The following is a 20625-nucleotide window of genomic DNA, read 5'->3' on the forward strand; positions in this document are numbered from 1 at the left end:
TCGTTTGCGACGTCGTCATGGCAACACGGGCGCGAGTCCCACGTTCTACTTAGGAAGCATCCGAGCCCCGTCGGTTTTTTTTCCAGTCCCGCACGTTTTTCCCTCGCAAGGTCGTAGTCATCGTGCGGCTCCCTCTCAATGTCTCGCTAGACTTTGATGGTCAGATGAATAGAACGGGCGGCGTGACCATCTCTCAGCCTGAGACCCGGCGTGCCGTGATCGGTTCGGAAATTTCCTCGGAACGATCCCGAGGGGCATTCCTCGGAGGATACTATCGGCGCTCTCGGGCCGCCGAGAGCAACCCCGGGCAGTGCGAATCCGGGTTCGCATCGTGTCACTCGCCGCGCAACCGTTCGCAACGGTGTGATGCTTGAAACCAGGTTAGGTCGGCCCTGCTTGGCGTGCCGAAGACTCCTTGAAGAACCGTGTCGATAATCAGTCGGTTCCAAGGGTTGTCGGCCGGAGAGGTAGAGAGGACATTAAACGCAGAAACGGGGAAAATTACCACTCTTTCGCCCCAAATTTGTCAGCAAGCTTCCGCCCAATGCACCACAGATCCGTTCGATGGCTCGACTTGTGTGCGTGCCCGGGTCGTTTTCAAGTGGGACGGGCGATCCGTGGTTCGAAGAGGGATTGCGTCCGGACAATGGCGCATTCTGCGGGGAATGTATGGATGGACTGGATCGACAGGCCTTTGACCCGCGCTTCGATGTGCAGGTGGGTGAGCGGGGCGGGGGCCATCCGATCGACCGGACGAAAGCTGTGGAAGAGCCGGCCGCGTCGGGCGTCGAGCGTAATTTCATCACAGAGGTGAGTGAAGACCTCGGGGTCGACACGCTCGACTTCAAAGCAGGTCTGGTAGACCAGGCCGGCACCGGGGTGGAGTGAGGCGGACCGCTCGTGCCGGACGGGCGAATGAAAGAGCAGACCAGGCTCGGGGAGACTCGTCTCGGGACCGGCGAGCACTTCGGCGACGCGGACGTCTCCCGAGCGGAAGATCACCGAATGACCCCCTTCGATGATCCGGATGTCCGCCTCCCAGATGTTCTGCGAAATCCTGCGATGAGCCCGGACCGTGAACCAGTCGGGATGGATTGCCCTGCCGAATACCTGAAACGCGAGATCGGCGACCCGGGAACGCCCGAAACCCACCCCCATGCCTGTCACTCCTTCCATCGCCGGACTGAATTCCTTGGGAGTCTCGCAAGACGCTCAATTCTTCTCTTCGAAGTCATTCTATATCGCGGTTTCTTCCCTCGCAAATGAAGCCGGTATTACTCCTCCAAAGTGTCTATCCGGTCGGTTCTCCCACCGATCAGCCTGCCTTGACCGCGACTGGGAAGGCTCGTACACTCCTCCGCGACTGGATCGGGACCAAGGAGAACATCTGTCGAGTCTCCTTGAGGTTCTCGGCCTGAAACCCGGTCATCCGGCGCGGTAAGATTCGCCCGGCGGAGTCGCGCGATGGAACGCTCAGTCCCACTCCCGTTACCGGTCCGTGCCTGGTCCGCCTGGAAGAACCGAGGCCCGCGCTACGCCTGGCACAAGGTCCTCCGCCGTACCCTTGGCCGTTGGCCCGATTGGAAGCGGCGCTTGCTCTATGCCGACCCTCGCGAATATTGGACCCTTCGCGGCGGTCAGGATTATTTTCGGGAACAGGAAGATCATCCGACGCGGACCGGGCGTTCCGAATGGATCGCCGACCGGATCGCGACCTATCGCCCCACTTCGATCCTCGAGATCGGCTGCGGCTACGGCAAGCAGTTGCGGGCGATCCGCCAGCGTCTGGATGTGCCGATGGTCGGTCTCGATTTCAGCCCGACTCAATTGGGGCAAGCCCGCGTCTACCTTGGTGGTCTCGACCGCGTGGACCTGGCCCTGGGCACGGGGGCGCGGCTCCCGTTCGCCGACCAGTCGTTCGACCTGGTGCTGACCTCGGCCGTCATCCTTCACAATCCCCCGCCGATTGCCGAGCAGATCCGCCGCGAGGTGATGCGCGTTTCGCGCCGATTCGCTGCGCACAACGAGGATACTGACCTCAGCTACAATCGTTACGGCTACGACACTGCCGCCTGGTATCGCGCGGCCGGAATCGAGCTCGCCGAGTGCGGTCCGATCCCGACCGAGCCCGATTCCGCCCCGACGCAATTCTGTGTGGCAGAGCCGTGTCGTCGATAACCACCACTTTACCCGTGGAATCCGGTCAGACTACGGCTGAAGGGCGGAGAAACGTCCGCGACAGCCTGGTCGTCACCGTCGGCGGGCAGTTGGAGCGCATCCTCGGCACGTTCACGGCCCTGGCCTTGCGGTGGGGGCTGGACCCTGCGCTCCTTGGTGTCTATACCGGGCTGCGTCTCTACCTGGACCAGACCAACCGCTCCAGCCTTGGAGTCAGCCTGGGGGCCGTGCAGGAGATCCCGATTCTCCGCGCCGCTGGCGAGGAGGTTGAGGCCCAGCGCGTGGCCGACGTGGCCTACACGACGAACACGCTGACCTGTGCAGTCTACATCGTGGCCTTATTGGCCTGGGCCTGGATCCGTGCTCCGCGGTTGGCCGCCGATCCGCTGGCCAACGAATGGACCTGGGGCCTGGTGGTGATTGCCGGCCTGGCGGTTCTCAAACGCTATGAGAGTTTTCTCGTGGCGGTGCTTCGCGCCCACCGTGAATTCAAGCTGACGACGGAACTCGACATCGTCGAGTCGCTCGCCTCGGCCGTCGCAGTCTCGGCCGGACTTTGGCTCGCCGGGTTCTGGGGGCTCCTCACGGGAGTCGGCGCACTCCTCGCCTTCAAGATCCTCTATCTACACGCACGGCACCCACTCCGCTTCCGGTGGGACTGGCATTGGCCGACGGCCATGCGTTTGATGCGAGTCGGACTACCGATCCTGGCCAACACCGCCGTCTTTGGCGCTGTCCTGAGCCTCGACCGCGTGCTGATTCTCTGGCGAGTGCCCGATGGAGATCGGGCGATGGGACTCTACACGATCGCGATCATGGGGACGAGTTGGAGCCTCGACCTCGCGGGCCGGATCGTACTCGTGATGTACACGGCCTTTCAGACAACCTTGGGGCGCACCCGTGACCCGAGAGAAGTCGCCCTCCAAGCGATGCGGGCGACCGAGGCGCAAGCGCCTTTGCTCGCGGCCGGCAGTGCGGTGGCCTATCTGGTCGGCCCGCTCTTCCTGGGGACCCTGATTCCACGCTATGCGGACGGTCTTCCTGCCTTGCGGCCCCTCTTGCTCGGGACCTTCATGCTGGGGCTCGCTTGGCCCGCTCGACAAGTCCTGATCACGTTGGAACGTCCCGTCCGCCTGTTCCTGGCAACCCTACTTGGTCTGGCCGTGACCGCGATCGCGGGAACAATCGGGGCCGACCGTGCTGGGATCGTCGGTGTCGCCTGGGGGATGACCATTGGTTACTCGACGGTCTCGTTGCTGACAAACGCCACGGCCCTGGCCCCCGTGCTGGGCTGGCGGGCCTGGTCCGCCCACCAGGGGCGACTCGTTCGGACCTTGGCCTGGTACGCGGCGGGGGCAATGTTCTCTGCACATCTCAGCATCGGTGTGCTCCCTGCCTGGGCCCAGTTGCCAGCGCGTTGCCTGTTCCTTGCCGGCTGGATCTTACCGGCACTCTGGTATTGGGGACATCGGCACGGATGGGGAGGCATGACCCTTCGCCGTCCGAAACCGTCGAGCTGAAACCAACCAGACCAACGACGATTGCGTCGTTGGCAGACAACCGGACATTGAGGGATCGATGCTCGACTGTCTCTTCATCCTCGGCCTCGGTCTGCTCGTAGCGGCGGTCGGACTCCGACTGCTCGATGCTCTCGATGCGCGGCGGGAGCATGGGTTCGACACCCTGGCCCTGGCAATTCCGCTGGGGTTGGGCGCGTTCGCACTCGCCACTCTGGCACTGGGCCAATTCGGAATCTTGAACCCCGGAGCACTCGCGGGCCTGTTCGTGGCGAGCGCGTTGCTGGCGGGTCGCCAGGCCTGGAGAGAGATCGTTGTCCTGGTCCGCAACTCGGCTTTCTCTCTTCAGAGCCGATCAGCGTTAGAGATTAGCCTGTTCTTCGCCGTTGTCGTCACGATTCTCGGCGCTTTCGTGACCGCGCTCGCTCCGGTCACTGATGGCGACGCTCTCTGTTACCACCTGCAAGTTCCCAAGCTTTTTCTGATGCGTGGGGGCCTCTTTTTCGATCCCGACCTCCACGAGACCGTCTATCCACTGCTCACGGAAATGCTTTATGCCGTAGGGCTGGCCTTCCGAGGCCCGGTCGCCTGCCGGTTGGTGCAATGGCTGTTAGGTCTCGTGTTCGCGGCCAACGTCACGGCCTTGGCGCGTCCCAGCCTGGGAGCCCGGGCCTGGTGGGCGGGAGCGATCGCGCTGCTGGTGCCGGCTGTCTCCAACGGCATGGGTGCCCCGCTCAATGACGTCGCCCTGGCGGCATTCGGGACGGCCGCGATGGTGGCTCTGACCCACTTTTATGAACAACCTCGCGTGAGATCACTGGTTCTCGTCGGTTTGCTGGCGGGGATGGCGATGGGGGTGAAATACCCCGCGCTCGTGCTTATCGGCCTTCTCGGCCTGGCGATTGCGGTGAGACTCAACGGGGCCGGAACCGGCTGTTCCGCGCCGGACCAAGTTCCGAGCGGTTTGGCCTCGAGGCTTCGGCTCACGATCTTGGGGCTGATGCTCTTTGGCCTGGTTGTGTTACTCGTCGGCGGCTCGTGGTATCTCCGCGCCTGGATGTACACGGGAAATCCTGTTTATCCCTTCTTTCGACACTTTTTCGGGGGGGCGGGGCTGGACGAGGTGCTCGACCCGATCAAGCGCCCGATGGTGGTGAATCCTTGGAATTTGCTGACGGCTCTGGTGCCGCTGACGCTCCAACCCGACCGGTTCGATAGCTTTTCGCACCAGTTCGGCCCGGCCTTCTTGCTCTTTCTCCCTGCGCTCTTGCTGGAGAAGGCGCCGCGCCGGGTGCTCGCCATCGTTGCGCTGGGCCTGTCGTTCTTGATGATCTGCCTGACCCAGCGGCAAAGCATGCGGTTCGTCCTGACCGCGATCGGGCCGATGGCGGTGGGGGTGGCCTGGCTTGCTTCCGGCTGGAGTGAGCGGCGGACCTTGCCGTGCCGGATCCTGGTGATCGCCCTCCTCCTGATGATTGGCTTTGAAGCAAGCTTGGCCGCTGCGCGGGCCCGTCATGGGTTGAATGTCGTGTTGGGACGCGAGACTTCCGAGCATTACCTGATGCGTCGTGAACCGACCTATCGGGTCGGCCGGTGGATCGCCGACAACTTGCCGCCGAACGTGCGGATCGTCGGGCAGGATCACCGCGGTTTCTATCTCCCTTGCGACTATACGATGGAACTGGCCCATCGTCGCAGAACGGGGCTGGGACGGCAGGGGGAATCCGCCGACCTGGTTGTTGGAGAGTTGAAGCGGCGAGGATTCACTCACGTGATGTTCTGCCCCCCTGTCCCTGAGCGTGCCGTCGAGTTCGACCCGACTCTGGGCAGGCTACTCGCGGAATGGGTTGAACCGCGGAATCCGCTCTATCGCGAAGAAATCGCCGATGCCGACAACGTTGTCAGGCGCTACACGATCTATGCGCTCGATCAACCGACAACGAATCTCCCGGTCGAGGGCGGGATGGTTCGCCGATGAGCGAACACCCCACGCTGGCCCAACTTCGCGAACGCGTTCATAAGCAACGGTATCGAGAGATCGGCAACTGGTTGGCGCGACGCATTGCCCGCCCTTCGGCGGTCTATGGGACCTGGCTGGCCGTACGGCTTGGTCTTTCAGCCAATCAGGTGACGAGCGCCGCGTTGGTGGCTGCCGTCGTCGCAGCGGGTGGGATTGCGACGGGAACGCGGGCGGGCTTTGTCATCGGCACGATTCTGGCCGTTCTGTCGTTCTGGCTCGATCGGGTCGACGGGCAGCTTGCCCGCTGGTATGGGACCGCCAGCCTCGACGGCGTCTATTTCGACTACTTGATGCACCACGCCGCCAACCTGGCGCTCGGATTCGCGCTCGGTCATGGCCTGGCTCGTCGCACTGGTGAGTCGACCTGGTCGGTCGCCGGTTTTGCAATTGCGCTCGGTTGGGCGGTCCTCAGCTTGCACAACGACTGCCGCTACAAAGCCTTTTTCCAGCAGTTGAAACGCGCCGATGGCTCGTACCGGGTCGATGGCGGGCGAGGGGGACGCCCGTCGCCTCCCGCCCCTTGGCCGCGACGTGGCCGTGCTGCGCTGACCTGGCCTGCCTATAAGTTGTGTGAGCCCCATATCGTCCTGGTCGGGTTATTGGGTCTTGCGGTGGCGGCCTTGGTTTCGCCTTGGCTCTGGATCTTGGCCTGGAGCTGGAGTGTGGGGTTCATGGCTTTTCTCGCACCGCTCCTTGCCTGCGGACGCGTGGCGAAGGCGATCTCCACAGGTGCCACGGAGACGGAGTTCCATGTCTGGTTTCAACCATGGTCATCTGCTGCCGTGGAGAATGAGGAGAGGGGTACGGAACCCTGGACAGCCGCGCGCCATCGCGTAGGATAATGGGCTGAACAGGTTCCTCGGCCCCTCCCTATCTATGCGGAAACCCGACGATGCGCCGACTCGACCCTCTCGGCCTCGCCTATCTCCCGGTGCTTCCCCAGCGGCTTGACGTGGGGATCGGTGTGGTGGGTGCTGGGTTTATCGTCCGGGACTGCCACCTGGTTGCTTATAAGGACGCGGGCTTCCGGGTCGTGGGCTTGACCTCGCGAACCCGCTCGACGGCTGAGGAGGTTGCCGGGCTTCGGGGCGTGCCCCGTGTCTTTGACAGCCTCGATGCGATGCTCGACGACCCCGAAGTCGAAGTCGTTGATATCGCCGTGCCGCCGCGAGAGCAGCCGAACGTCATTCGCCGGATCGTGGCGCGGCCGGGAAAAGTCCGCGGCATTCTCGCCCAGAAACCGCTGGCGATGAGTTTCCCAGAGGCCTGTGAATTGGTCGAGGCCTGTGAGGGGGCCGGGATCCGGTTGCAGGTCAACCAGAACATGAGGTACGACCACTCGGTCCGCGCCCTCAAGGCGCTGCTCGATCGGGGCGACCTTGGTGACCCGGTCCTGGCGACGATCGAGATGCGGGCGATTCCCCATTGGATGCCCTGGGCGCGTGAGGAGCGTTCGCTCTCGACGTTTGTGATGAGCATCCATCACCTCGATACCTTCCGATACTGGCTGGGCGACCCACTCAGGGTGCTCGCCAGCACGCGTCCTGATCCTCGGACGCAGTTCCCGCATGTCGACGGGATCAACCTGACGATTCTCGAGTTCGCGACCGGTGCGCGTGCCTCGGCCTGGGATGATGTCTGGAGCGGCCCCGTCCGCGAAGGGGCCGCCTCGGACATTGGAATCCGCTGGCGGTTCGAAGGGACCGAAGGTTTGGCCCTGGGCACGATCGGCTGGCCGGGTTGGCCCGAGCGCGTTCCCAGCACGATCGACTATACGACGATCCACGAGCCCGGCGTCTGGCATCGTCCCCGCTGGTCTCAAGCGTGGTTCCCCGACGCGTTCGCAGGTACGATGGGGGGGCTGCTCGCCGCGCTCGAATCGGGGGCCGACCCCGATATCTCGGGCCGTGACAATCTCAAGACGATCGCCTTGTGTGAGGCCGTCTATTCGGCGGCGACCGAACATCGTGTGGTGGCCTTCGATGAGATCCTCGACCGCTCGACCAAGCCACACACCGGTTCGACACTCCTTTAAGTAAACTCTCGGCTCACCACGACCTGACCACTCTTCCGGGAACGTGCACATGAAACTCGGTCTGATCAACTCGGCGTGGGCACAAGCAGGGCGGGAGACCAGCTTTGGGATTCGCAAGACCAAGGAAATCGGCTTCGACTCCATCGATATCTTTGCCGATCCGCTGGATCTCGGTCGCGAGGAACGGAAGCAGATCAAGGCTGATTGCGACCAGGCGGGACTGCCGATTATCAGCGTGGCGTGCGTCGCGCTTGGCCTGATCGACTTCAACCCGAGCGTCCAGCGCTTTCACCTCGACCGAGTTCGCGCCTATCTCGAAATGGCCCGAGAGTTCGAGGCCAAGAACTTGCTGCTCGTGCTCGGCGAATATGTCTGGCAACGTGAAGTCATCCCGCCTGCCGAGCAGTGGGCGACGGGCGTGGCCAACGTCCAGGCGCTGGGCGAGTATGCCGCCGACCTCGGGCTTGAGATCGCCCTCGAACTCGAACCGTTCCACCTCTCCTTGCTCAACGACGTCGAGAGCATGTCACGGTTCCTGACCGATGTCGATCAACCGGCGGTGAAGGCGAATCTCGATATTTCGCACCTGGTCCTCGCTCAGCAATCGGCGACTTTGGTCGAGCGGCTTCGGGGGCAAGTGGCGCACGTTCATATCTCTGACTGCGATGGCAAGGTGCATGGCGATCTTCCGCCAGGCCGAGGCGTGGTCGACTTCGCTCCCTATCTGGAGGCGATCAAGAACCTTGGGATCGACGACCTGACGATCTCGGTCGAACTCGAGTATTCGCCGCAACCGGAGGCGATCGTCGAGTGGGTGGCGGAAGCCTACCAAACGACCGCCGCGCTGATGCGGAATGCGGGTCTTCGATCGTGATTGCGCCGCGAGCGTTGGGTGTCAACCCGCCTGGTTTTCCCTCATGATCTCGCGAGTCAGCCAGATCGTTCTCATCATGGCCCTGATTGCGGTGCTGGGATGGCCCGCGCTCGCGACCTTTCTGGCGGCCGTCGGCGGGGGTGAGTCCGAGGGGGGCGGAGCCGGAGGAGGCTTGATGGTCGCTTCGCCCGCCGACCTGTCGGCCGGACGGGTCTCGAGGCCCCTGGAACTGGCGAGCACGACCGTTCAGCTCGTTTTGTTGACCGAGGTGATCGCGCTTCCGATCGGTCTACCCTTGGCCCTGATCCTGTTTCGGACCGACGCCTGGGGAAGGCGATTCATGCTCGGGTTGCTCGGGGTCGCGGCCCTGGTCCCGATGCCGCTACACGCCACGAGCTGGATCGGAGGGTTCGGCAACGCAGGGCGGATGCAGGCCTTTGGGTTCACTCCCCTTCTCGTCGGCCTGCCAGGCGCGGCGTTCGTGCACGCCATGGCGGCGCTCCCTTGGATCGTGCTGCTTGCGGGCGTGGGGTTGCGGACCGTCGAACCTGAGCTCGAGGAGTCCGCCCTGCTGGAGATGCCCGCGTGGCGTGTCGTGACTTGCGTGACGGTGCGTCGGAGCGTGGGAGCGTTGGCGGGAGCTGCACTCGCGGTCGCCGTGCTCACGGCGGGCGATATGACGGTCACCGACCTCCTGCAAGTCCGCAGTTATGCAGAGGAAGCGTATGTTCAATTCCAACTGGGTCACGGGCCGGCTGCTGCCGCTGCGGTGGCGCTTCCGCCGCTCGCCGTCCTCGGCACCCTGATTCTGGTCACCGCACGCGCCCTGCTGAAGGCCGATCCCGGCCGTCTCGCTTCGGTGGCCCGGCCCGGTCGAGTCTGGGCTCTCGGAGCCTGGAGAATCCCGGTCGGTGTCTTGGTCGCGGCCACGGCAGGGAGCGTGGTGTTCCTGCCGATTCTCACCCTCGTGTGGCGGGCCGGTCGGGTGGGGGGGATCGCAGCCTCAGGTCGGCCACCCGAATGGTCGATCCCGGGCTTACTCGGTACACTTCGCCGGGCCGTTCTGGACGTCGGCGGCTCGTTCCTGTCAGGACCACTGGAGCAGGCGTTGGAAACGGGGACCTGGAGCGCGCTGCGCGGGCCTGGTCGTTGGTTTGGAAATCCACTCGGCAGCCCGCTTCTCGAAAGTATTCTCTGGGGAGCTCTTGGTGCGACGGCTGCCGTGGTCGTTGCCTGGAGTTTGGCCTGGCTGAGCCGCCAGCCGGGCCCTTGGCGTTGGGTCTGCGCTGTGAGTGTCGCCCTGGCGCTGGCGACTCCGGGACCGGTCGCCGGGATGGCGCTGGTGCTCGGCTATCGTGAATCCTCGCTGGTTTATGATTCGCCGTTGATCCTGGTCCTCGTCTTCATTCTTCGAACGTTTCCGTACGCGTTACTCGTGCTCTGGCCGGCGGTCCGTGCTTTCCCTCAGGAGCATCTCGAAGTCGCGGCCATTGAAGGCTCGCGTGTATGGGGGACGATTTACCGTGTCGTTCTTCCGATGTCGCGGGGAGCCTTGATCGCCGCCTGGTGCGTCGCGTTTGTGCTGGCGCTCGGCGAACTCCCTGCGGCCAACCTGGTGGCGCCACCGGGAACCGGCCTGATTTCGATCGAGATCTGGAGTCTGCTCCACACCGGTGTGGAAAGCCATCTCGCTGGCGTTGCGTTGGTGGTTCTCGCTGCGTTTGCCCTCTTCGGTTTTGCGGCCATGGTGGCTCTTGCGCGTATGAGTCGGATGGCACGCTACAGCGTTTTTCGTTCGGAGGGCAACCTCTGGTGATATGGAGAACTTGTATCAGAATGTTATTGCAGCCCCGGAGGGGCGACCGTCGAAATAGGGCAGACGCATTTCACGGTCGCCCTTTCAGGGCTGCAATGAAATACTGATATGAGTTTTTCTTATTTCCAGGGGTTTCACCCCTGGCTATTAACGGTCGCCCCTTGTATGTTCGCAGAACCCAAAGCGAAAGTGTTGAAAACTGGGGTTTTCCGTGGCACAGGACCGTCAAGAACCCCGGTTTTCAACACAGTCGCTCCGGGGCTACGATGAACCCGCCGGTAACTGCTTCGACGGAAAAACGAGCTCGAAATGTCACATGTCCGTGGAGTCACGCATGCCTTGGGCAGCCCCGGAGGGGCGACCGTTTTTAGCCAGGGGTTTCACCCCTGGAATCGGTTCATCATATCAGTATTATGCAGCCCCGGAGGGGCGACCGTCGAAATAGGGCAGACGCATTTCACGGTCGCCCTTTCAGGGCTGCAATGGAATACTGATATGAGTTTTCCTTATTTCCAGGGGTTTCACCCCTGGCTATTAACGGTCGCCCCTCCGGGGCTACGATGAATCCGCCGGTAACCGCTTCGACGGAAAAACGAGCTCGAAATATCACATGTCCGTGGAGTCACGCATGCCTTGGGCAGCCCCGGAGGGGCGACCGTTTTTAGCCAGGGGTGAAACCCCTGGAAACGGTTCAATATATCAGTATTATGCAGCCCCGGAGGGGCGACCGTTTCTAGCCCAGGGCGTTTCCGGGGGCGAACCTTGATCGGCCATCCCGTCGTGTCGGGTGGGCCGTACCCCACCCGACAACTTGGTTTGGCTTTGTTTGTATGGTCACGCTTTTTTTTAGAGAGATGGGAGTGAAATCGGCACTTTATCAACAGTGTCAACGATGAGTGATGCAACCAGCCAGGCGATCGAGACGCCAAGCAGTTCCGCCTCGGTCCGAAGCCGATCGAATAGTTCGGGCGTCAAGGTCACTGCGACTTCCCGTTTGGATTTCATCGCCGTCTCTCCCGAGAACCAAGAGCAGATGGATGGAAAACCACTCTGAACAAGGTCCGAGCCGCTGAATGAGCGAAGTGAGACACCTGATGAGGGAATGCGCCATCAAGGTTGCGTAAGTATCATCAGATGCTATTTCGACACTTCCTCATGGTAAACCTTAGCCAATCGGCATGATCTTCAAGACTCACCCGCCGGACTGCTGGACGGCAGTGAAGCAGATTCGGTGCCAATTGCGCCCGAGACGTGATTTCAGTGGATGATGAGAAGAAAAAGGGCCGGTGAGATCCCAGGTACGGACCTGATCCGTTCTGGGAAACCTTGCCCGATTGCATTGCAATCGGTTGGACAGGATGGCCTTCGGTGCATTCCGGCCGCCACGGTGGAAGGCGAGGTGCGTTGCGCGTCCGGGACGAATGCTTGGTAAGAAATGTCCGAGGGATGGTCACGTTGTGCTGCGTATCTCGGCGCTTTTGGTTGTTTCCGCAGCGTGGGTTGGCTGCGTGGTTGCAAAAACGAATGAGGACTCGACCGAGTCCTCATTCGTTACCGCGAATGCCGGGAGATGGGGGGTTAGGGCTGCGCCGGTTCGTCGTCGATTCTGGGGAAGAGGGGGATCGGCTTTCCCGAGACGATCTCGGCGGTGACGCGCAGGTCAGGCACGGTAAGTCGGCTGGCGGCATCCTGGTAGCCAACCTTCTCCCAGGCCTGGACCTGCTCGAAGTTGAACGACCGATAGAAGACCTCGGCCGTCTTGGGTGTGAACGGCTTGATGAGGATGGCGATGACGCGAAGCGCCTCGGCCAGGTTGATCATGACGGTCTTGCAGGCCTCAAGGTCGGTCTTGGCGAGTTTGAACGGGGCCGTGACGTCGATGTAACGATTCGCGGCGTCGAGGATCTCGAGCCAGATCCGCTGAAGCGCAGTGTTGTACTCGAAGGCCCCGACCTTGGCGCGAAGCTCCTCGATCAAGGCGCTGAGATCGAGGCCGGCGAGCCAGTCGGTGGCATCGACGGCGGCCGCGTTGGGCAATTCCCCCCCGAAGTACTTGATGCACATCGACAGAGTTCGGCTGTACAGGTTTCCAAGGTTCTTGGCGAGGTCGGAGTTGTAGACCTCGGCGAACCGCTTCTCGCTGAAGTTGCCGTCGCCCCCGAACGGGCATTCCCTCATGAAGTAATAGCGAAACGCGTCAGCGCCATGGACTTGGGAGACGTCCATGGGGTCGACCGCGGTGCCGGTCGACTTGGAGATCTTGGACCCGTCCTTGTTGTAGACGAAGCCGTGGCCGAAGACGCGACGGGGCAGGGGGAGCCCTGCCGACATCAGCATGGCCGGCCAGAGGGCGCAATGGAACCGGGTGATGTCTTTGCCGATCACGTGAACGTCGGCCGGCCAGAGCGATTGGAACTTGGTCTCATCGCTGCCGTAGCCGACGGCCGTGATGTAATTCAAGAGGGCGTCGAACCAGACGTAGATCGTCTGGTCGGGGTCGAAGGGAACGGGGATCCCCCAGGTGAAGCCCTTGCGTGTGATCGCGACGTCTTGCAGGCCCCCTTCAACCAGGTTGATGATCTCGTTGCGCCGGCTTTCGGGCTGGATGAACTCGGGGTGAGCGTCGTAGTGCGCTCGTAGCCGTTCGCCGAATGCCGAGAGTCGGAAGAAGTAGTTTTCTTCCTCGACCGGCCTGAGGGTGAGGTGGGGGTGGTTCGGGCATCGCCCTTCGACGAGCACCTTCTCGGTCTTGAACTCCTCGCAGCCATCGCAATAGAGGCCGGTGTACGCCTTTTTGAAGATATCGCCGGCGTCGTAGACGGCCTGGATGAATTTGCGGCAGCCGTCGTGGTGTCTGGTCTCGCTGGTCTGGATGAAGTCGTCGAACGAGATTTCGAGGGCGTTCCAGACGTCGCGGAACTGACGCGCCATGTCGTCGACGTAGGGCTTTGTCTCCATCCCGAGTTCCCGGGCACGGAGAGTCACCTTGTTGGTGTTCTCGTCATTGCCCATCTGGAAGTGGACGTCGTACCCTTCCATACGACGGAACCGCGCCTGGACGTCGGCACCGATCTTCTCGAACGCGGTGCCAATGTGGGGACGACTATTCGGATAGTCGATCGCGGTCGTCACGTAGTACGTCTTCGCTTCACGCATCGTCGAGACCTTAAGCCTTGTTAGTGCTCCACCAGCGGCCCCTCACCCTTTGCTAGACAGGGGCTACATCCGGGGAGTTCACGTCCGCCCTCAGTGTACCAAAAACGAGGGTTGGGACTAGCAAGGCAGGTCGGTCGGACTATCCAAAGTGCCCGGGCACCAGTTCAGGGGGGATAAGAAGTCGCCGCTCCGCGACCTCTCACCTTGCTTGGGCCTGGCTTCATGAGTTGAGCCCGGTCAAAGGCAGGCGCTTAGGTGGCCGTAAGGCGGGTTGGCGAACGGCTTGCACGGGATCGCCACCAGATTCCTGCACCGAGCATACCAAGGGCGACGAGGAACGAACTCGGCTCGGGGACCGGGGGTTTTGGCGTTGGCGGATCCACTTCTCCACCCGCCGGTGGCGGAGTGGTAGGCGGCGTTTTCGGTGGTGGAAGCTCTTCGAGAGCAGGACCAAGGCCCGGATGGTAGAAGTTAAACCGGGCGACGTTTAATCCTTGGCGCCAGAGCAGGTATTGCACCCAGGGTGTTGACCTGGGGTCCGCCGACTGGAGCGCGCGGACCATTGCGAGATGCACGGCACCGGAAATGTTCGGGGCCTTGGTCCGTGACCAAAGGCTGATACCACCGGATAGGTAGGACGTCCATGTTCTGAGATCACGCGCACCCCTTGCTGTGATGCGGTACTGCCGGATTGGACTCGCTTCTCCGGAAGAAGCGAACATTCCGAGCAGACTCAGACTGAAAAGTGCCTCAAGCCAGCGTCGTCGCTGGAAGATCCATCTTTCTGAGGTCGATCGCGTCATGGCACACCAGCTAAAGCCGTCAGGGGGCAACTCGCGATTGCGTACGGCAGAATCGCTCTTTGAGTTATGCGGCTCCACTTCCAAATATCGGAACAATCGGTTCAATCGCTTGAGACGGATTGTGCGCTCATTCCGTTTTTGCGCCAACCGAAGTTCAGATAATGAGGCATTGGGAGACCTAAGTAAAATACCGGACTAACCCGAAACTAATCGTTGATCCGCCAGGGGAGGCGACAGTGCGGTTCGGTTGAATGTCGATGAGGCGCCCTGTATCGTTAGTGGATCCGGGAAAAGGGTGGATGATGTCCAAATGACTTCCTCAGAGTCAAGCGCTGAGGTTAACGATTATTGGGTTTGGGGGGCGAATGTGATGGCTGGAGCTGCAAATCTACCCACGAAAATGTACATCAACGGAGCATGGTGCGATGCTCAGGGCGGCACCACGCTCGCGGTCATCAATCCGGCGGACGAGTCGACTATTGCGGAGGTTGCGTTCGGCACCAGGGCCGATGCTGACCGTGCGATCGAAGCGGCGACCCGAGCCTTTCCCGCCTGGCGCGACGCCTCGGCCTACGACCGCGCCAAAATTCTCAAGAAGACGGCCGAATTGATGCGGGAACGGGTCGAAGTCATCGCCCGAACGCTCACGCAGGAACAGGGCAAGCCTTTTCCCGAAGCGAAAGCCGAAGTTCTCCACTCGGCCGATACCTTTGAGTGGTTCGCCGAAGAGGGCAAGCGATCGTACGGCCGGACAATTCCTCCCGCGAACGTTGCCAAACGCCACTACGTGATCAAACATGCCGTTGGTGTCGTGGGGACGATCACCCCTTGGAACTTTCCCGCGGCGCTTCCAAGTCGCAAGATCGCGCCCGCCCTGGCGGTGGGATGCACGGTGGTGAGTCGGGCCGCCGATCAGACCCCTTTGACATTGATTCAGATGTTCCAATGCCTGGAAGATGCTGGACTTCCGCCCGGTGTGGCCAACCTGGTGATGGGCGAAGCCCGGCCCATTGCCGACGCCTTTTTCGAGAGTCAGGCGGTTCGGAAGATCAGCTTCACCGGGTCGACGGCCGTGGGCAAGGAACTGATTCGCCGCTCGGCCGATGGTGTGAAGCGGCTCAGCCTCGAACTGGGCGGGCATGCCCCGCTTATCGTCTTCCCCGATGCCGACATCGAACAGGTTGCGCAAGCCGCCGTGATCGGCAAGTTCCGGAACAATGGCCAGGTCTGCATCGCCCCTTCGCGCTTCTACGTTCACGAAAAGGTATCAAAGCAGTTCACCGAGATTGCGGTCGAACTGACAAAGAAGTTGAAACTGGGCAATGGTCTTGAAGACGGGGTGCAGGTGGGCCCAATGTTCGAGGCGCGGGCCCTCGACAAGACGTCGGCGCTGATCGAAGACGCACGCGGCCGAGGGGCAAAGATCCTGACCGGCGGAGCGCGATCCGACCGGTTCGACAAGGGGTACTGGTTCGAGCCAACCGTGATCCGCGAGGTCGACGGCCAGATGCGGATCATGACCGAAGAACCGTTTGCCCCCGTGATGCCGCTCCTCGACTTCTCGAAGCTCGACGACGTCATCGCTGCCGCGAATAACACCCCGTATGGCCTGGCCGCCTACGTCTTTACCAACGACCTGACCATCGCCACGAGAATGGCCGAGGGGCTGGAGGCGGGAATCATCGGGATCAACGACCCGGTTCCCGCGACCCCCCAGTGCCCGTTCGGTGGCATGAAGGAGTCGGGCCTGGGCCGTGAACTCGGTCAAGAGGGGCTTGAAGCCTACCAGGAGACCAAGTACGTCTCCGTCGGTCTTCGGGCCTGATTCGAGGCGTTGCCGCTCCGGCCGGGAATGGTTTGGCCGAGCGGCGAGATCCAGGAAAAAGCAGGCCGCCCCGCCGACTTCTGTAAGTCGGCGGGGCGGCCTTTTTCGATTCGATGGGATTCGCTGCTCGAGGGCTGAGGGGAGCCCCCACGCTCAGTTGAGGATCGGCAGGGCCGACTTCTTTTTCTCTTGGTACGACTTCAACGCGGGAGTGTCCTCGTCGAAACGACCGACTTCTTCGAGTAGGGCTTCGACCATCTCGGCTTCGGTGACGTGCCGGATGGGGACCCCCTTCTTGAAGATGATCCCCTTGCCTGCGCCGGCGGCGATGCCCAGGTCGGCCTCTTTGGCTTCTCCGAACCCGTTGACCAGACAGCCGAGGATGCTGATTCGGAGCGGGTTCTTGAGATGCGCCATCTTGGCCTCGACCTCGGCGACGATCCGCTCAAGATCGATGTCGAGCCGACCGCAGGTCGGGCAGGCGACCACTTCGGGCCGATTGACCCGGCGATCGCAGGCGCGGAGGATGTCGAAGCCAGCCGCGATCTCGGGGACCGGATCCCCGAGCAGCGAGACCCGGATCGTATCGCCGATCCCCCGTAACAGGATCGCCCCGATTCCCGCCGCGCTCTTCAGCGTCCCATATTCCCGCGACCCGGCCTCGGTGATTCCGACGTGGGTCGGGTAGTCGCACTTCGAGGCGAACAGGCTGTAGGTCTCCACGGCCGTGGGCACGTGGCTCGCCTTGAGCGAGACGATAATGTCTCGGTAGCCCAGCCCTTCCGCCGTTTCGATGGCCCTCAGGGCGCTTTCGACCAAGGCTTCGGGGCAGGGGAAGCCATACTTCTCGATCAGGTCTTTCTCGAGGCTTCCGGAGTTGACCCCGACCCGCATCGGGATCCCTTTATCCTTGGCTTTGCGGATGACCTCTTTGAAACGCTCCTCGCCGCCGATGTTGCCGGGATTGATCCGGATCTTATCGACCGCAGGACGGCCGGCATCGGTTGTCGCCTCGAGGCAGGCCAAGGCCATCCGGTAGTCGTAGTGAATGTCGGCGATCAGCGGGATCTTGATCCGCGAGCGAATCAGGCGGCAGGCCTCGACGTCCTCCTTCTTGGGGACGGTCACGCGGACGATCTCGCACCCTGCCTCTTCCAGCTTCTGGATTTGTGCGATCGTCTCTTCGACGTCGAACGTATTCGTCGTCGTCATCGACTGGACCGAGATCGGATGGTCGCCTCCGACCAGGTGATCGCCGACGCTGACCACCCGCGTCTTGTGTCGCTTCACCACCGTGCTGTACGCCATCGCCGCCGTCCTGGGTTCTAGATGGGTCGACCTTCGCGCGTTAATTCACACATGGGCCGAGTTTGAGGTTATCGTAGCCCAAGGGGACGGAGAGGGTCAAGGCGACCCCCAAGGTCCCCTTGGCTTGATTAGGACCGTTGCTCGATATGCCTCGAATCCCTCGTTGGTTGAAGGTCTGGCTCGTCCCCATCTGGAATCGAACTCATCGTGTCGTGGGAAGAACCAGGCAATTCGCAACGGCCATCCTCCAGGGACGTTGTGAGTGGTGCTCGGCCTGCGGCCGATTCGGACCGATGCTCTATCAGGCCCGAGTGGTTCCCCCCCGACTTGCTGAACTGTGGGGCCTTACCCCTCAGCGGACCAAGGCCCTTGCGCGCAGGGAGTCATGCAATTGCGCCTGGTGCGGGGCCAAACTTCGGGCGCGTCGGATCGCGCGGGTTCTGCTCGACACCTATCCGGTGGGGGATTCTCTCGAGCGGGCACCGTCGGTTGCGGCCTGGGTGCGGCGGCCCGAATTTCGCCGCCTTCGCGTGGCTGAGTTCAACGTCATCGAAGGCCTTCACGACGTCCTGCTCGCGCTCCCTGGATTGGCCTACTCCGAGTACCAGGAAGGGGTTGAGCCGGGCTCCATGGTGGATCAGGTTCGTTGCGAGAACCTCACGCGACTCACCTACCCGGACGAGTCGTTCGACCTTGTTTTGACCTCCGAGACGCTGGAGCACGTCCCCGACCTGGACGCCGCGCTCCGAGAGATTCGCCGAATCCTGGTTCCGGGGGGCCGTCACATCTTCACGGTGCCGGTTTTGCCTGGCGTGCCCAAGACTTATGCGCGGGCAGACCTGATGCCCGATGGGACGATCGTGGCTCGCGGTCCGATGATCCACCACCCGGGGGGGGATCACGGGTATCCCGTCTTCACCGAGTTCGGGGCAGATTTGCCCGATCTCCTGAAGAAGGCCGGCTTTGAGACGACCGTATCATGGGGCGATTCGACTGAAGAGGATTTGGCTCAGGTTTTTATCAGTCGCAAGCCGGACGGGGCCTCGATCGCAACGGCCGGCCTGACCCATTCTCGGCCTCTCGGATGAAGACAGGGGCTGTGTGCGTCTCGACGTGTCACGGTTTCATCTCAAGGGGGTGATCGCCTATGATTCCGGTAGGCGATTGCTGGCCTCTGCGTGCCGCGCTTGAGGTTGAAGCGACCGGATCACTCGGCCGTGATTTTCCGCGCCGGCAAACCCTGCCGGATTCCTTCCTGCAAACTGGGCGGTACCGATGCACGACCGATTTCGTAAGCCTCATCAAACGCCGCGTGTCACGGCCCGTGTCCGGAGCCAGATCGCCGTCGAAGCTGCCAGGCGGCTGTACGATGTTCTGGCCCTGAATCCGGGTGAGGTCCCGATCCGGCTCGGCGACGCCACGGAGAATGAATACTACGCAGCCAAGCGCAAGGCGGCCGCCGTGTTGGGGCACAGGGTTAGACCGGGCGACCTCCCCTCCGACGCGGAGGTTCGCGAGCAGGTGATTTCCCTTGCCAATTCTCGAGCCGGCATCGAGATGCCCGTGCTCGAGGAAGACGAGCACGAGGAGGAACCCACCCTCGTCGCCATGGCCGATCACGTTGACCGGTTCGCGATCTACAAGATGCGGCTGGAACCGCTCGAGTTGGTCAAACAGAACCCGTTCCAGCATCCCGAAGGGGATGCCCTCTTTCATAGCCTCCAGGTCTTTGAGCGGGCGCGTCATCTTCGCCCCTATGACGAGGAGTTTCTGCTGGCCGCCCTTCTCCATGATGTGGGCAAGGCCATCGATCCCAAGGCCCATATTGCGGCCGGCGTGGAAGCGCTTCGAGGGGCTGTCACCGAGCGAACCCTCTGGTTGATCGAGCACCTTGGGGACTTGGTCGCCCTTCGCGAGCGAACCCTGAGTCAGCGGGGTCGGAGGATTCTCGATGAGTCGGAATACCTCGACGACCTGAAACTGCTTCGCGACCTCGACGAGGCGGGTCGGGTACCCGGAACGCCCGTGGAGACGATCGACAAAGCCCTTGCCTACCTGCGCGGGCTGGAGGACGAAGCCTATCTCGACAGTTGAGCCGAGCTTACGATCCCGGCGGCCAGCAGCGGGCGTAAGCCTGGAGGTTTTCGTTTGCCCTGGGGCGTCCGTGGTTGCTTGTACGCTTTTTGGGCGGCTGTTTACGTGGGTCTCGAGTTGTCGTGTCAGCGGGAAGGAAGTGATCCAATGGTCCGGGTCCCGACGCTTTTCTTTGACCTTGGGGGCGTGCTCCTGACCAACGGCTGGGATACTCCGGCACGTCGGAGCGCCGCGGAGGTGTTCGGCCTCGATTTCCAGGAATTTCAGACCCGGCACGAGATGCTCAAGACGGCCATCGAGACCGGTCGCCTGAGCCTGGATGAGTACCTCAAAAAAGCGATCTTTTCGCATCCTCGTCCGTTCACGCCCGACGAGTTCAAGGCGTTCATGTTTGCGCAGTCGAAGGTGCTGGGGGAGACGTTGGCGTGGGTCCGGGAGCTTGCCAAGACGCAAACCTGTCGGCTCTACACGCTCAACAATGAGTCGCGAGAACTTCACGAGCATCGGGTGGCGACGTTCCACCTCGACGAGATCTTTCGTGGATTCCTGGTGTCGTGTTACCTCGGTCAGGTCAAGCCCGACGAAGGAATCTATGAGAACGCCCTGGGGATCGCCGCATGTCATCCCGAGGATGCGATCTTCATTGACGATCGCGCCCTCAACGTGGAACCCGCTTTGGCCCTCGGGTTCAAGGCGGTCCAGTTCAAGGGGCTCGACCCGCTTCGGTCCTTTCTCAAGGAGTATGGTCTCGGCGTCTGAGGGGGAACCTCCCTGCAATTGGCTCGCTCAGCCGGAGTCCCGGAGTGGTGCATTCGGCTGATGCCCGGCTGCTTTGGTTCGTGCGCGCCGAAGGCGGAACCGGGTGTTGCGACGGAGCCGGCCGTGTTCCTCGTTTCTCGAGGGTGGCGAGGTGGGCTGATGCTCGGACTGGGGTTGACCCATTCCTTGTTGGCGATAGATTTCAGCCGCCTTGCTTCGACGGACTTGGCTTGAGGTCTG

16 protein-coding genes are annotated in these 20625 nt (G+C 62.1%); 11 read left to right on the forward strand and 5 right to left on the reverse strand.

Translation table 11 applies throughout. From position 1 onward, the window contains the following. Nucleotides 1–597: 597 nt before the first annotated feature. Nucleotides 598–1158, reverse strand: a complete 561-nt coding sequence (locus tag SINAC_RS09360; protein WP_015245440.1) for a DUF2617 family protein — start codon at nucleotides 1156–1158, stop codon at nucleotides 598–600. Nucleotides 1159–1464: 306 nt separating this feature from the next. On the opposite strand from SINAC_RS09360, the gene SINAC_RS09365 reads away from it, so the two are divergent. From SINAC_RS09365 to SINAC_RS09395, 7 genes are read left to right on the forward strand one after another with little or no spacing between them, the layout of a single operon-like run. Continuing rightward, complete coding sequence (locus tag SINAC_RS09365; RefSeq protein ID WP_015245441.1) at nucleotides 1465–2178, forward strand: class I SAM-dependent methyltransferase; 714 nt, start codon at nucleotides 1465–1467, stop codon at nucleotides 2176–2178. Beyond that, nucleotides 2166–3698 carry a lipopolysaccharide biosynthesis protein gene (locus SINAC_RS09370; RefSeq protein WP_237722431.1) on the forward strand — a complete coding sequence of 511 codons (1533 nt, stop codon included), beginning with the start codon at nucleotides 2166–2168 and terminating at the stop codon, nucleotides 3696–3698. The genes SINAC_RS09365 and SINAC_RS09370 overlap by 13 nt, the downstream gene beginning before the upstream one ends. Nucleotides 3699–3756: 58 nt before the next feature. Continuing rightward, the gene (locus SINAC_RS09375; RefSeq protein ID WP_015245443.1) at nucleotides 3757–5673 is read left to right on the forward strand and encodes an ArnT family glycosyltransferase; all 1917 of its coding nucleotides are present in this window, start codon (nucleotides 3757–3759) and stop codon (nucleotides 5671–5673) included. Next, entirely contained in the window at nucleotides 5670–6557 is an 888-nt protein-coding gene (locus tag SINAC_RS09380; RefSeq protein WP_015245444.1) for a CDP-alcohol phosphatidyltransferase family protein, read from the forward strand. The genes SINAC_RS09375 and SINAC_RS09380 overlap by 4 nt, the downstream gene beginning before the upstream one ends. A gap of 50 nt (nucleotides 6558–6607) precedes the next feature. Beyond that, nucleotides 6608–7750, forward strand: a complete 1143-nt coding sequence (locus tag SINAC_RS09385; protein WP_015245445.1) for a Gfo/Idh/MocA family protein — start codon at nucleotides 6608–6610, stop codon at nucleotides 7748–7750. Nucleotides 7751–7799: 49 nt separating this feature from the next. After that, nucleotides 7800–8624 (forward strand): sugar phosphate isomerase/epimerase family protein, encoded by an 825-nt coding sequence (locus tag SINAC_RS09390; RefSeq protein WP_015245446.1) that lies wholly within the window; start codon nucleotides 7800–7802, stop codon nucleotides 8622–8624. Nucleotides 8625–8667: 43 nt separating this feature from the next. Continuing rightward, nucleotides 8668–10440 (forward strand): ABC transporter permease, encoded by a 1773-nt coding sequence (locus SINAC_RS09395; protein ID WP_015245447.1) that lies wholly within the window; start codon nucleotides 8668–8670, stop codon nucleotides 10438–10440. 846 nt (nucleotides 10441–11286) lie between these two features. Here SINAC_RS09395 and SINAC_RS40525 read toward each other — a convergent pair. The 3 genes from SINAC_RS40525 to SINAC_RS41805 all read right to left on the reverse strand — a co-directional run bounded on the left by SINAC_RS40525 (nucleotide 11287) and on the right by SINAC_RS41805 (nucleotide 14399). Next, complete coding sequence (locus SINAC_RS40525) at nucleotides 11287–11445, reverse strand: hypothetical protein (RefSeq protein WP_015245449.1); 159 nt, start codon at nucleotides 11443–11445, stop codon at nucleotides 11287–11289. A gap of 573 nt (nucleotides 11446–12018) precedes the next feature. Further along, a complete protein-coding gene (gene metG / locus SINAC_RS09400) occupies nucleotides 12019–13596 on the reverse strand; it encodes a methionine--tRNA ligase (RefSeq protein WP_015245450.1) in 1578 nt (525 codons plus the stop codon). Nucleotides 13597–13847: 251 nt separating this feature from the next. Then, nucleotides 13848–14399 (reverse strand): PEP-CTERM sorting domain-containing protein, encoded by a 552-nt coding sequence (locus SINAC_RS41805; RefSeq protein ID WP_154673611.1) that lies wholly within the window; start codon nucleotides 14397–14399, stop codon nucleotides 13848–13850. A gap of 370 nt (nucleotides 14400–14769) precedes the next feature. Here SINAC_RS41805 and SINAC_RS09405 point away from each other — a divergent pair, with 370 nt between their 5' ends. Further along, the gene (locus SINAC_RS09405; protein WP_026011916.1) at nucleotides 14770–16224 is read left to right on the forward strand and encodes an NAD-dependent succinate-semialdehyde dehydrogenase; all 1455 of its coding nucleotides are present in this window, start codon (nucleotides 14770–14772) and stop codon (nucleotides 16222–16224) included. Between the two features lie 153 nt (nucleotides 16225–16377). Here SINAC_RS09405 and ispG read toward each other — a convergent pair whose 3' ends face one another. Next, the gene (gene ispG, locus SINAC_RS09410; protein ID WP_015245452.1) at nucleotides 16378–17532 is read right to left on the reverse strand and encodes a flavodoxin-dependent (E)-4-hydroxy-3-methylbut-2-enyl-diphosphate synthase; all 1155 of its coding nucleotides are present in this window, start codon (nucleotides 17530–17532) and stop codon (nucleotides 16378–16380) included. Nucleotides 17533–17678: 146 nt separating this feature from the next. Here ispG and SINAC_RS09415 point away from each other — a divergent pair, with 146 nt between their 5' ends. From SINAC_RS09415 to SINAC_RS09425, 3 genes are all read left to right on the forward strand, one after another. After that, nucleotides 17679–18620, forward strand: coding sequence for a methyltransferase domain-containing protein (locus SINAC_RS09415; protein WP_015245453.1), 942 nt, complete (start codon nucleotides 17679–17681; stop codon nucleotides 18618–18620). A 187-nt stretch (nucleotides 18621–18807) separates the two neighbouring features. Further along, the gene (locus SINAC_RS09420; protein WP_015245454.1) at nucleotides 18808–19626 is read left to right on the forward strand and encodes an HD domain-containing protein; all 819 of its coding nucleotides are present in this window, start codon (nucleotides 18808–18810) and stop codon (nucleotides 19624–19626) included. Nucleotides 19627–19773: 147 nt separating this feature from the next. After that, complete coding sequence (locus SINAC_RS09425; RefSeq protein ID WP_015245455.1) at nucleotides 19774–20385, forward strand: HAD-IA family hydrolase; 612 nt, start codon at nucleotides 19774–19776, stop codon at nucleotides 20383–20385. Nucleotides 20386–20625 lie beyond the last annotated feature (240 nt).

Origin of the sequence: Singulisphaera acidiphila DSM 18658 (assembly GCF_000242455.2) — a bacterium.
In the GTDB taxonomy this organism is placed as follows: Bacteria; Planctomycetota; Planctomycetia; order Isosphaerales; family Isosphaeraceae; genus Singulisphaera; species Singulisphaera acidiphila.